Annotated in this window: 9 protein-coding genes and 1 pseudogene; all 10 read right to left on the bottom strand. The window is 46.9% G+C overall.

The genetic code is table 11. The features are described 5' to 3' along the window. Window positions 1–112 precede the first annotated feature (112 nt). Window positions 113–2,818 (bottom strand): hypothetical protein, encoded by a 2,706-nt coding sequence (locus GX016_03890; protein HHT70699.1) that lies wholly within the window; start codon window positions 2,816–2,818, stop codon window positions 113–115. Further along, on the bottom strand, window positions 2,818–3,915 hold the full coding sequence (locus GX016_03885) for a zinc-ribbon domain-containing protein (GenBank protein HHT70698.1): 1,098 nt from the start codon (window positions 3,913–3,915) through the stop codon (window positions 2,818–2,820). The genes GX016_03890 and GX016_03885 overlap by 1 nt, the downstream gene beginning before the upstream one ends. After that, window positions 3,905–4,414, bottom strand: coding sequence for a hypothetical protein (locus tag GX016_03880; protein HHT70697.1), 510 nt, complete (start codon window positions 4,412–4,414; stop codon window positions 3,905–3,907). The genes GX016_03885 and GX016_03880 overlap by 11 nt, the downstream gene beginning before the upstream one ends. A gap of 137 nt (window positions 4,415–4,551) precedes the next feature. Beyond that, a complete protein-coding gene (locus GX016_03875; GenBank protein HHT70696.1) occupies window positions 4,552–8,868 on the bottom strand; it encodes a hypothetical protein in 4,317 nt (1,438 codons plus the stop codon). A 376-nt stretch (window positions 8,869–9,244) separates the two neighbouring features. After that, a complete protein-coding gene (locus GX016_03870; protein HHT70695.1) occupies window positions 9,245–10,657 on the bottom strand; it encodes a LuxR family transcriptional regulator in 1,413 nt (470 codons plus the stop codon). Next, complete coding sequence (locus GX016_03865; GenBank protein ID HHT70694.1) at window positions 10,654–10,863, bottom strand: helix-turn-helix domain-containing protein; 210 nt, start codon at window positions 10,861–10,863, stop codon at window positions 10,654–10,656. The genes GX016_03870 and GX016_03865 overlap by 4 nt, the downstream gene beginning before the upstream one ends. 422 nt (window positions 10,864–11,285) lie before the next feature. After that, the gene (gene rsgA, locus GX016_03860; protein HHT70693.1) at window positions 11,286–12,380 is read right to left on the bottom strand and encodes a ribosome small subunit-dependent GTPase A; all 1,095 of its coding nucleotides are present in this window, start codon (window positions 12,378–12,380) and stop codon (window positions 11,286–11,288) included. Between the two features lie 26 nt (window positions 12,381–12,406). Next, window positions 12,407–12,621: pseudogene (locus tag GX016_03855) on the bottom strand (type II toxin-antitoxin system RelE/ParE family toxin). 48 nt (window positions 12,622–12,669) lie between these two features. Further along, window positions 12,670–12,885 (bottom strand): CopG family transcriptional regulator, encoded by a 216-nt coding sequence (locus GX016_03850; protein ID HHT70692.1) that lies wholly within the window; start codon window positions 12,883–12,885, stop codon window positions 12,670–12,672. Between the two features lie 44 nt (window positions 12,886–12,929). Further along, the coding region (locus GX016_03845) for a hypothetical protein (GenBank protein ID HHT70691.1) at window positions 12,930–13,326 on the bottom strand (397 nt) is incomplete at its 5' end.

Genomic DNA, 13,326 nt, shown 5'->3' with positions numbered 1-13,326 from the left:
GGCCGCAATCAATCATTCAAAGTAAAGTAGTAAGATACCTTCGTACCGTACCTTCCTGATTTATCGGTTATCGTAGGGCTCCCACCCCAGTGTTCAACAACCATACTGTCCCTTAAACAATCTGTATGCTCTTTATGAAATCCACTATTGCCTGTACTGCATTGTCCAGCTTAGCCGCACCTACATCAGCCATATCAAAAGCACCTACCAAGGCTTTATTTACCGCCTCTCCTTCGGCTTTTATCTGCTCGCCAAAGTCCATCCCGCTCTTTAGGGCTGAATCTTTTACATGATCTCCTAAATAAGCAACAGCTCTGTTCGTCAATAAGTCTTTTAGGCCATTTTCCAGTGCCGCCACAAGGCCCAGGCTGTTTCCAGCCTCATCTTCATCAAAAGACCAGTGATAGAACACTCGATACAGGTAAAACGAGGCAACCCAAGCCGCCAATGCCTTCGGATTGGCTTTCTCCGGCGCATCGATAAAGTTATCCACGCTACCTATGGATTGCTTAAAGCGGTTCCAGATGACTTCCTGCAGAGTATCCCAATTGAAAATATCGCCCTTTTTCACATACTCCTCACACAGCTCCAGGAATGTCGACTTAGCGGTATCGGCCAAAAATGCTGTTATTGGGCCGCCAAAAGGTGCTGTAGCAAGAGCAAAGGCCACATCTCCCACAAATACAGTCAACTCCAGCTCGGCAATGCGCTCATCATACCAATAGACATCTTGCATGTAGTCTTCTTTTTTTTGCAGTATCATGCGGCTGGCAATTTCCCAGCAGTGCTTGCGGAAAAGCTTCAGGTCCTCCAGACCCAATTTGTTTTTATCCCGATACAGCTCTTCGGCTTTGCGCTTCATTAACTCTCCGGACATGTAAGTAAAGATAATCTGCTCACAGTTTTTGAATTCTTGGTCAAAGTCTTTGGCGTAGGTCAGTAGATCCGGTACCAGATAGATAGTGGATTCACTCTTAATTTGAGTATCGCTTATTTGGCTGGAGTAAGATAATGTTCCCTCAATTTTATCTGGGGAAGGCAAGGATTTTTTCGCCGTAAAGGAATAGACTGTGTGCTCCGAGGTACTAAGGTCAATATTGTGCTCATAGGATAGCCCGATAAGCTCATAGATGCCTTCTTTGTCTTCGTAAGCTATCTCCAGCTCGGTGGGCGCGATGAGTTCAAGCCGGCTTTTTTCTTTATCCCACACCCCCAACTGCAAACCAATGTGGGTGATGGGCATTTCTCCATCTTCGTTCTTGTAAGCCATAATTTCGTTTTCTTTGCCAAGAAAATCTGCCAGTATACCTTCGTAGCATTTTAGTACGGTAAATCTCGCCTTGACGGATTCATCCCCACTATCGGCTGAAATGGTGTAAGGCATTTCTTCAAAGAAACTAGTAATAGCTTCGGGTTTTGGTGTGTCATCAGTTACTTCTATATAGTAATTTCCTCCGGCATCCTGTTCTAAGGTTATAGGCAGCGGATCGCCGTCTAACACTATATTGGTGGGAGGCTGGGTAAAATCGACAAATTCAATGGGCATGGTGAACTTTTCCTTTGACCCCACCAAAACGGAAAGATTGGGGCCAGCCAGCGAGATATAGGGGTCACCGATAAGGCGGAAGGTCACGTTGTTTTGAAAGCTACCGCCCTCCCCGCTGTAGCGGATGCTGATAATTCCGCTGTCGGGGTTTTGACCGCCCGGCACCGACTGGGCAGAGACCAAAGCGCCCATATAGTTGCCAGCCAGGCTGCAGTCTTGCACTGTTAAACTTCCCCCAGAGAAAATATCTAGGGATGCCGTCAAATCCGGTCGGTCTACTTCTTCTCCTTCCGGAGTAATCTCTGCTATGCGGGCATAGACTGTTACCGGCGGTTTGTTATAGCGGATAGCATCACCAAAATCCTTTTTCAAGCACATTTTGTAGCGGCTTTTCTTTTTCCCTCCATCATCGTCGCCGCCACCGCCTGTGCCGGCTCCGACAATTGCCGCCATCCCGCCAAAGATTACGGTAGCCAGGGCAGCTGGGATCTCGACATCGCTTTCGCCGGCGTCTTTATCGGCCCAGGTATCAATAGTTGCCGATGCCTGATCTTTAGAAGCTTTGCCTAGCTTTACGCCTTCCACCCGAAAATTTACCATGACACCTGTCAGTTTGCTAATACTATCATCATCGGTTACAGCATAAGCGTCAGCTCTTACTATCATTGTATTGGGGTCATCTTCAATTCTAGCAACAGCTACATATGAAGCCTCCGGCAAATGATATTGACTCCCATAATCCCTTGATTCCTCGAATTCCCAACCATATGTGCTGGTTCCACCTGATTGAGCAGAAAAAGAGCCGCCAACATTGTATAAAATCCCAGCTCCTTTTGTGGTCCCAAACTGGACGTTCTTCATGATAAATTCACCTGTTGCCTCAGCGGTATTAGTTACACCGCCTGTTGTATAATTAAAAGGGCCATAGCTAACATCCAGCCTATACTCCGGTATTACTTCACCTCTTTTAATAACTAGGGTCTCGCCACTTATGGGATGAAACCTTTTATTTTCAGCCATATTATAAAAAGCATCAAAATGTACTAAAAATGCTTCATAAGGCACAAGTCGAATCTCTTCCAAGCGATCCCAAAAATCTGCGAAACCATTCACATCTCCACGCTTCATGCCCAGCGTACGGACGGGGTCCACATAACCTTTGGGTATTTCTGTATCTTTGCCTTGAGCAAACACCGATAGCGGCGCAAGCATAACATAACAAAGCACAAGGGTGAGACAAGCCACAAAGCACCTTACCTTACTTGTTTTCATTATGCCGTCGCCTCCTCTCTGTTTTTGTTAACAATTGCTAAGATAGCTCCAACAATCAGCAGTAGGATTCCAAACAGATAACCATTTCGCCCTCCCGGCAGGATACTGACTATCGCAAACAGCGCAAAGCCCATCGTCCAGCCTCCCATGATACTTGTTACGGAGGCTTTTGCCTTGGGCAACAAACCCGTGATGAAACGTCGCAAAAAACCATTTTGTGTCAGCGCCTTTGCCGAAAGTGCAAAGCCCGCTACACAGACCATCGTATTTTGCAGATTAGTAGAAACCATAATATTACAGGCGACCAGGGCTGCTCCAGCCCCTAGCAACAGTGGCACAACCTTTCCTGTTCCACTCTTCACAACGCTACCGAACTGCCCCAGGCCACCTTTCAATGCCTTAAACATACCTTTATCGGTAATGACCTGCGCCAGCAGCGCGGCAACAAGCCCTTTTCCGATGGTACCGCCGATAAGACTCCCCCGGGCAGCCGTGAGCCAGGAAAGCAAACGGACCGGAAGGGGAAAGGTACCCAAGGCAGCTAAAACGTTTACAAGCAACCAAATAATCGACAATGCGATAACCAAAGCCAGCCGTTTTTTGTCGCCCAGCGTTCGTTTGAAGCCGCCTATCAGTCCAGTAAACCCGCTTTTTAGCACAGACAATAACCCTTCATCACCGATGGCTGTGAGAGCTGGCACATGCTCCATGGGTAGCGCCAGCTCTCCCGCAGCCGCATAAGCGGGAACAGCATCAGAAAAGATCGTTTTTGTGTAAGCCGGTATCTCTTTTTTTGCTTTGGCCTTGATCTTTTCGGTAACTTTTGCTGCCAAGGCGGTTTTGTGCTGTGGGGTCTTTTGCTTTTCTTCGGGTTTTATCTCCTTAATAACTTCTGTGGGTTTTGCCGTAGAAACTTTGGCCTCAGCCGAAATATCAGCCTCAGCTCCTTCGACTTCAGTGGGTACAGAAACCACAGCCGCACCACACCCGGTGCAGAATTTCGCACCTTCGCCCAGTGGTTTACCGCAGCTGGTACAAAATCTACTCACAGTATCACTCCCTCTTTGATTTATTTGCGATGACCAATTACCAACCATGGATCACAGCTGTTACGCCAGTTTCACGCCACAGTTTTTGTTTTACATCCATCACCGCCTGCTCATCGGTTATACCATGCAGAAGCTCCACCCGCATGGTTTCGCCCCCATCACCGAAGGTCAGATAGATCCGTGCCCGGTCAATCTCAATGGTCCTCAGCCGCACTCCATAGATCCCGTCACAGTTCCATTTGTAGATTCTGCTACCTATCAGGATGCCGAAGGTGGACACAATGCTCTCTTGTACGTCCCTTTTTTCATGACCGTTGCTTGTATAGACAACAGCTGATGGCACCGAGAGGATGGGATTATCCCGGATAAGCCCGGCGTCGAAAAGCAGCCGGTTTTGTCTGATCAGAAGCATGAAAAAGGCAACGCTGGCGCTACCAAAGACAAAAGCTGTCTTTGGCATAAGCCTCACGGTAAACCACGCCGCCAAAATTACGGTGATGATGAGCAACGCGGCATAGCCATCGCGCCGTTTCCGAATCGCCTTCATATACATCACGCCACCTTCACACATAGAGTTTAGGAAAACATCCGGAGGAAATCATCAACCTAAAGTACGAAATCACATAAAAAAGCCCCTCATACTTTAGTACAAGAGGCTAGATTTACCACTATCTATAAGGTTTTTCAGTTATAAATGGGATTGGTTTCATCTTCTTCTTCGATGTCTTTTTCGATTTCGTCACCGACTTCTTCTGCTTCTTGCTCATCTATCGCTTCCTGCTTAGCGTCATTGAAGATTGAAACTGCTGCTTCTAGTTTCTCTACGGCATCAGCAACATCCTGTCGGGTTTCCATAGTACCCCTCGCTGCTTCAGCGACAGCAATAGCTTCATCCAGAGCGTCCATGTCTGCTTGCGTTACCCAGTAGGCACCTGCCGAAACGTCTTGTCCGTCTTCGCTAACTGTGATGCCACCTTTAGCAGCTATCGCTTCTTCGATGACTGTCTCAAGGGGTGTGATGTCGAGTTCTCCTAGTTCTTCTTCATCTGCCAGTGACTCTTCTTCTGTAAAGTCAGCCGTTAGCTCCAGTGCTTCTGAGCCCATGGTAAAGGCGTAGGGGTTTTCGGTACTCGCCTCCCCTTCGCCACCAGTCCAGTTGACAAACACATACCCATCTGACGGTACTGTTTCCAGAGCGATTTCTGCCCCTGCTTCATAGCTGCCGGCACCCGTCCAGGTTGACACTTTAATTTGGCTGCCGATAACCTGGCTGCCTTCTGAAAAGGTGTTGTTTTTGAGGACTTCATCAAGGTTCAGCGGATTGACGGGCGGAACAGATTCATGCTGATATTGTCCTCTGGTTTCATCCTTTAGATGGACGGCGTTGTCGACAAAGTCATTGCCATCGATTATACAGCCTGTTGCGTCAACCTGGAAGGACAGTTCCTCCCAAGGCTCTGGATAAGCCCACTTATATTGCCGCCAATCTCCGCGCAAAACTCCTATATTGTTATCCTCAATCAAGTTGTTAGTAACACTCGAGCCAACGTTACCTTCAAATATCAGACCATCATCCCATCCCTCGATGCGGTTGCTGTTTAGGTCAACATTTTCGTTTCCTACGACCCAAATGCCGTATTGTGCGACATTTTCTCCTGTATTGATAATATGGTTACCGCTAACTACAGAACCTTTGGTTCCGATTATATCGATTCCACCTTGACGAGCAGGGCCCTCGATATAGTTACCAGTCACCGTTACCTGACGAAGATTTTCTCTATCATTATTTTGTAACCAGATAGCTAAACGATGTGTCTTGTCCATCAGAAGGCGATTGTTTCGAATTGTAATTTCATCCCAATTTTTTTCCGGCCACCCTTGAAGTATTAAAGTATCCTTAGGCTTAGGATTTACCGTAAAACCGTCAAATGTAATATTATTTGCTTGGAACTCCACTGTGCCAACGATAACCGCTTCATCTTCACGATCTTTATAACCGGAAGTACCTGCGTTAGGCCCTCTCAGGATAAGATTATTAAACCCAAGTGTAATGTCCTCTTCATATTCCCCCGGCCCGACCAAAATAGTGTCACCTATACTAGCTTCATTGATAGCTGTCTGAATGATGGTATACTCTGCTCCGGTGTTCTTGTTGTATACTGTGTTTTCCTCTGGCACAAATACTTTAACTTCGCTGCCGATGACCTGGCTGCCTTCCGGGAAAGTATTATCTTCTAAAATTTGGTCCATATCTGCATTACCAACATCTTTTTGAATTCCTACAGTGACACTCTCAAATACATTATCAGTGATATCAAATACAGAATTTGTTGCATCTATGTTAGTCCAAAACCATATCCCGATTGCACCTTTCCATATATTTTTAAGAACCTCGCCTTCAATATCTTCAAATGCGTTGGAACCATCAAATGTGTTCCCCGCAAATTCAACCTCGGGTTCTCCGGTTGAAAAGAGGACGCCAATCCAATTGTGCGGACCTTCTGCATACTTGGACTTATCGATAGGGGCATTTGGCGTAAGGGTATTGTCTTCATAAATCCACTCCCCACGGACTTCTGAGCTATCATTAGTGTTATGAAAGTTGTGCCAGATTGAATACTTATAGGCGGCAATCTGGTTGTTCCTCACAAAACCATCAACTGCATTGCTATATGGTTGTATTTGGAGGCCATTTACGCCAGCTATTATCGTATTGTCTTCGATCGTACCGCCTATTCCTTGGATGTAAACCGTACCCCATGTACTACTTAAGCCTTCTACATAGTTGTTCTTAACAACAACCCCATCATATGGTCCAATGTTATATGGTGATTTAGTTGGATCTTTATCTTCAGGAATCGGGCCCCGAATTCTTATCGCCAATTTGTCTGCCCAAACCTTAACTCTGTTATTTTCAAAGACTATATCTTCTCCTTCGAAGTATAACTCGTCAGTCGCATCACCAGCTTTGTACTTATACGCGTAGGTGTTTTCGAAGGAGAAACCTTTTATCGCAACATCATTAGAAATTGCGTTTAATAGAGATTTAGCATTAGTATCCTTTTCTTCCGGATAACTGATAACCGCTTCCGGGTTTCTTTCCCCTACCCCCGTAATAGCTGCGTTCGGCCCCAGTAATGTTAATGGCTTATCAATAGTCAACTGCTCTTTATATTCCCCCGGTGCCACCGCTATTACTTGTCCATCTTGTGCATCATCAATTACCTTCTGAATACTTCCATGTGCTGGAACCAGTAAATCCCCAACAATAACCTGTTTTATTGCTTTTTGGGTGCTATCGGCAGTAGGTGTTACTGTGATGGTGGCGGTTCCAGGCGCCTTTGCTGTTACTTGACCATTTTCATCAACAGTTGCTACATTAGCATCACTGGTTGTCCAATTAACTTTCTTATTGGTTGCATTCGAGGGGCTTACGGTTACTGCAATTGTTTCAGTTTGATCAACTGACAGTAACATGATATCCAGGTCCACACTAATACCACTTACGGGAACTTTGGGTGACTTGGACGATCCACCACCGGTGAACTTTTGGGGTTCGGAGACGTCTTTACCATCGACATTGGCTTTGATGCCTTCTTCTAGGACGATCTTATCTGGCTTTTGCTCGATGACTACCCCGTCGATGTTGATTTCGGCTGTAGCGATGCTGCCTTGGCCGGTGATTTCTACTTTGGCATTGGCGGTGAATGTATTGACATTGGCTTTTTTCTCCAGCTCTACCTGGGTTCCGGTTGCATTTTTAGATAGGACTAGTTCATCTATGGTAGAGTCTTCGCCTACTGTTACGTTGGCATTTTCGGCTGCTATTTCGACCTCGGCAAAGCTGCCGGTTAAAACAACTTCGGTGCCTTTCGCTAACTCCTTGGGTAGTTCTACCCGCTCAAAGGATCCATCGTCTTGGCTAATTAAGATGGCTCCGGATTGAAGCACTACTTTGGGTACGGAGGTAGATCCTTCGGCCACGATCCTAATCTTGCCGTCTACTTTCTCCACGGTAACGGTACCGTGCAAGGTGCAGTCGCGGAAGATAACGCTGTCGGTACCGCCGCCTTTGACTTCTGTATCACCCTTGACAGTTACATTTTCTAGTACGACGGTGCCATCACCGACGCTGTCATCGATGATAAGATCGTCGGTGATAATCAAATTCTGAAGGGTGACACCATCAGCTTTAATGATAACGTCGCTGCTAATGGTTTCTACGCCTTCTTCAGGGCCGTAGGTTCCAGCCTTATCAAACACGCTAACTGCAATTTCCGGTTCCAGGGCCAGGGCTCGTACCAGAACAGCAGCTATCTGACCCCGGGTGATAAGGCCGTGGCTCCCTAACTGCATTAGCACTGCCTCTCTTTGTTCGGTACTGTGGGCCCCCTCCCACCGCTGCCACCCAGCTGTAGTGAGGTCGGCCGGTTGGGGTGCCAAAGTGGTAGGCGTGTAACCGCTCAACAGTCCTAAGCTTACAGCAGTAGCCACATCGGCCTTGGCCCAGACACTCACTTTATCGTCATCAATAAAGGATGCTAAGACGGCATTTTGTTGGGCTTCAGTGGCTAGTTTGCTAAGACCGAAGGCACGTACTAACATAGCTGCCGCTTGTTCACGGGTAATGGGACGATAGGGGTCAAAAGTACCATCAGGATTACCGGCCACATAACCATAAATAGCGGCCGCTCCCACTTGGCCGGCAAACCAATCGTCCGGTTTGACATCCTTGAAGCGGCTGCTTCCTGTTGCCGGTGTAATCCCTAGGCTTTTGTTTACCATGGTTACGAATTCGGACCGCGTGACAGTAAGATCCGGCCTGAAAGTGCCGTCGGGCAGACCGGACACCGCCCCCACTTCCACTAGTTGTTCAATGGCGTCTTGGGCCCAATGGCCCTCAATATCCGGCGCTGCAAGTGCCGTCACCGCCGGAACAACGGTGAGCACCAACGCCAACACGGTCAATGCAGCGACAAGACGTTGAGATCGATAAGTCAATTATTAGTCCCCCTTAAATTTAGTTATCATGGTGGGTTATTGTCTGAAACGCCCCCCACTTTTCCTAGAAATGGTCACCTCCCGATCATTTATCCGACTAGTGATCCACGGGTTAACTCCAATGGCTGTTCACGCTGTCTTTGGCATAAGCCTCACGGTAATCCACGCCGCTAGAATTACGGCAATAATGAGCAGCGCGGCATAGCCATCGCGCCGTTTCTGGATCGCCTTCATATGCATCACGCCACCTTCATACATAGAGTTTAGGAAAACAGTCGGAGGAAATCATCAACCTAAAGTACGAAATCGCGTAAAAAAGCCTCTCATACTAAAGTATGAGAGGCCGAATTTACCAATATTATATAAGGCTTTTCAGTTATGAATAGGATTGGTTTTTGAGTAGGGTGCTAATTAGCTCCGCTCGGCTACCCACGTCATATTTAGAAAAGATATTTCTAGCATGGGTTTTAACGGTGCTCTCGCTGATGAAGAGCGCCCCGGCAATCTCGCGGTTGGCCTTACCAGATAAAATGTGCTGGAGTACCTCCTTTTCCCTGGCAGTCAGTTCTTCCAGGGTTTTTGTCTGCCGGATGATATCCGTCTGCTCGGTCTCGCTCATACGGTCATAGGCGGCAAGATAGGCGTGCTTCTTGAGCAGTATAACAAGCTGACGATTGAGCGGCGGCAGCATGACCAGCGTGACGCATACAACCGTGAGGGCCATAACCGCCACCTCTGCGCCGGGAAGCTGAATCGATGTTACGGTCATTCCGACAACGCCACCACAAAGGACGCCGAACACATTTGAAGAAAGCCCAATGCCGAATACCTTAACCGGATTTTCAGTATAGTCCAGCATCTCCCCAATGATGCTCCACCAAAACAAATCAAAAATACCGCATGCGCCGAGCATCAGGGTATCCACAACAAGATAATCGGAAGCGTTTCGTCCCAACAGCATAAAACTGATGAACGCCCCTATGATCATTGCCATGCCGAGATATAAAATTCTTGAACGCTTCGCTTTCATTGGCAAGTTCCGCATAACGGCAAGCGCAATAATATATGGAACGGCCCAATACCAGCTTGTCAGTCTCGTAAGATGTTCGAAAGCCGGGTTTATGACTTGATACATAAGGCCGGAATTGATCGTAATGACAAAAACGAACAGGCATAGCAGCATTAGCGATTTTTTAATGTCGCCATGCGGATTGCTCTCCGTTTCCTCACGCCATACTTTCTTCGTGTCGGTCGGCAGCACCCAAATGCACACCATACCTGGCACAAGGCAGAGCATAGAAAGGGTAAGGCCGATAAAAGGCGACCCATTTATGGCCACCACATTGACGGCAATCATAATGATGTTGGAATAAATTAGAACGTCTGCGCAGGATTTGATGCGTTGATTCTTGGGCGTAAAGGCTTTAAGGAAATATCCCCACGACGCCACCGCGCAGCCTCCTGCATACCCGCTGACAATCAATCCTGCTGCCCACAGCACGGACGGAGCAAAAAAGAACGGTATAGTTGCAATCAAGCATACGCCCATGCTACCCAGCATCATATATTTTGCCGCTATTGGAGACTTCACAAGATAGCCGCAGGAAAACAGCCCTGCAAAATGCGCCACGATGGCAGCGAGTATGTAAGCAGAGTCGCGTACATCGTGATAAGCCAGCATACAATAAAGCACCTGACCTTCAAAAAGAAAAGACAGGAGATAGGCAGAGAGTAAGGAGAACCCGGCAATAGAGAGAATGCGATCATTCACGGCTTTGAGCCGGCTCATTCCATCACCTCCCGCTCACCGGAGGCTCCGCCGTTTCTGACCCATTCGTCAATGTCTGCCGTCTTGAAACGCCAGAGCTTGCCAACTTTGGAGGCAGGCATACTGCGATATTTAATCCAGCGCATGACGGTATGGCGTTTCACGCCGACATATTCGCAGACCTCCTGCAGGGAAATCCACCTATTACTGTTTATATTTTCAAGCATAGGAGCCACCTCGCTGGGGCATTCCATTTTTGTGTAAGCACACTTTTTTAGTTTTTACTGTGTAATTATACCACAACAAAGTAAAATTATGGTTACATTTGTTGTTTTATGTCGTATGGAGTTCTTTTGCATAAGTTTGTGAACTACCCCTCCCTTCGCTCTGCGCTCAGGAAAGGGCTTCAGCAGCTTTTATTAATTAAAGCAGCCTGTTGTTGAACCAGGTTCTATTTATACAAAACAGTGTATTGAAAATACGTATTCTCATCAGTTAGTATCACATCTGTGCCTGCCCATTAATTAACATTCGGGGCGGTCTCGCGTCCGCCCCTGGTATTATGGCATATCTTGATTATTTTTTAACAAACGATGTGTTCAACCGTGTTCTCTTGGCCTACGGCTCCCAGTGCTGGCCCAGGCCACTGTCATGATCGGTCGCGAAAATTACCGTTTTTGTTTTTCACATAGTCAAGTTGCTTTTTCATTTGACCTTTGCCACCGAACATCCGCTTGATTTTGGCGTTCTCGCGTTGCCTTGAATTGAGTCCTTCGTATTCCAATTCTCTCTGAAGCTTTTGGTAACTTCCAAAACGTTCCCTGGACAGAGTGCCATTCTCCACCGCTTCACGTACAGCGCATTCGGGCTCGTGTATGTGCTTGCAGTCTAGGTAGCGGCATTTCTGGGCTATCTCTTCGATATCAGCGAAGGACTTTGAGAGGTCAGCACTTGCTATTTGTAGTTCTCTCATGCCAGGTGTGTCTATTACTATCCCGCCGGTCGGAAGAACTAACAGTTGCCGATAGGACGTAGTGTGTCTACCCTTGTCATCCCCACGTACGTCCCTTGTAGCAAGCACTTCTTCGCCCATGAGGCTATTGATCATGGTTGATTTGCCTACACCCGATGAGCCAACAAACGCCACCGTCTTACCCCTGCCCAGGTATGGCTTTATTGCTGTATAACCTTCTTGACCAATGCTTGATGTTAGCACAACATCCACCCCGATAGCGATCCTCTTAGTTTCTGTCAGTTTGGTTGTAACATCATTGCATAAATCAGCTTTAGTAAGCACCACCACAGGAGTTGCTCCACTATCCCAGGTAACGGATAGATAGCGTTCAAGCCGCCGCAGATTGAAGTTGTTGTTTAGGGACATGCAAACAAAAACCGTATCTATGTTAGCCGCTACGATCTGTCTGTCAAGGCCCGGGCCGGCGGCCTTTCGTTCGAAACTGCTTTTACGGCTGAGTATGTGATGAATTATTGCATTGCCCGTGTTATTACTTTGCCGATCCACTAAGACCCAATCACCAACAGCTGGATAGTCACTGGAATCGGTGACGGCATAGAGCATCTTGCCGGAGACCTCAGCAATTATTTCCCCACACTCAGTTAGAACCTTATATAGACTCTTATGCTGTACAGAAACACGGGCGAGATGCAACCCGAGAGAATGCATTCTCGCTTCCTGAACATACTGCTCTGACAAACCAATGTCGTATAAATCTATTGGGGCCATTATCATCTGCTCCTTATTCCCGCCCTTTATTTATAAATATCTTTACGATGCCTGATCGCTATTACAGTTATGAGAATTTTGTCGTCCTCCAATAAGCATAGCAGCCGATAGTCACCTACACGATAGCGCCATTTCCCACTATGGTTTGCAACCAAAGGTTTGCCAGAACTCCGAGGATTGGCGCAACCATTCAGGCGTTTCTAAATGTATTCAGAATAAGCGCAGCCATTTGTTTGTCCATTTTCTTAAGTGTCTTTAGTGCAACATCGGAAACAAGCTTGCCAACCAATCACTGTAATCCGAGCTCTTTCTTCGCTTCGTCTAATGTATAGGTCCGCTCCATTGGAGTCAGTGCTTGCTCAAATAGATCTGCGTCCAACTCTTCTTCGATTTTTTCTATCACGGCGTTACGAACCAGCTCCGAAACGGAAGTGTTTTTCAACTTAGCATATTTTCTTATGAGCTCACTGTCTCTATGGTTCACCCGGATGGAAATGGTAGACATAGAGCAGAACCTCCTTTGTCTTACATATTGCAAATAGGTGTTTGTCAATCGTATTTTGTGCGCTGAAGCAACACGATAGCCGTTGCCAACATACCAAAAGATATTAGCGCTATTATAATAGATACTGCTACAAAATCACTGATAAAAAAACTAACCCCGTACCAGGGTCCCAAGAGAACAATAACAAAAGGTATGGCCCAATCAACCAAAGCTCCGGTTGCATTTACATAGGCGGTTAGCAAGGAGAACAACAATGTCGCTAACCAAAAGAAAATCGCAGATGTTAGTATTTTGCGGTCACGGTCTTTGATGCTAATGCGTAAGACGAAAATCCAACCGGTCATGTACGCAATCGTAACAATTACATTCTTTGTATTGGCCGGGCTACCCATTAGAAACTCGGGAAAGTTCAAGACCACAGCGGCAATGGCAATCCCTATT

It is taken from the genome of Bacillota bacterium (assembly GCA_012837285.1).
Classification (GTDB): domain Bacteria; phylum Bacillota; class DTU030; order DUMP01; family DUMP01; genus DUNI01.
Note: the sequence above shows the minus strand (reverse complement) of the source record. Positions and strands in the feature narration are given on the sequence as shown.

Coding starts and splice junctions, on each gene's coding strand:
- rsgA (HHT70693.1), bottom strand. CDS start 12,380: ATGGCCCCAATAGATTTATACGACATTGGTTTGTCAGAGCAGTATGTT.
- GX016_03885 (HHT70698.1), bottom strand. CDS start 3,915: ATGGTTGGTAATTGGTCATCGCAAATAAATCAAAGAGGGAGTGATACT.
- GX016_03865 (HHT70694.1), bottom strand. CDS start 10,863: ATGCTTGAAAATATAAACAGTAATAGGTGGATTTCCCTGCAGGAGGTC.
- GX016_03890 (HHT70699.1), bottom strand. CDS start 2,818: ATGAAAACAAGTAAGGTAAGGTGCTTTGTGGCTTGTCTCACCCTTGTG.
- GX016_03880 (HHT70697.1), bottom strand. CDS start 4,414: ATGAAGGCGATTCGGAAACGGCGCGATGGCTATGCCGCGTTGCTCATC.
- GX016_03850 (HHT70692.1), bottom strand. CDS start 12,885: ATGTCTACCATTTCCATCCGGGTGAACCATAGAGACAGTGAGCTCATA.
- GX016_03870 (HHT70695.1), bottom strand. CDS start 10,657: ATGAGCCGGCTCAAAGCCGTGAATGATCGCATTCTCTCTATTGCCGGG.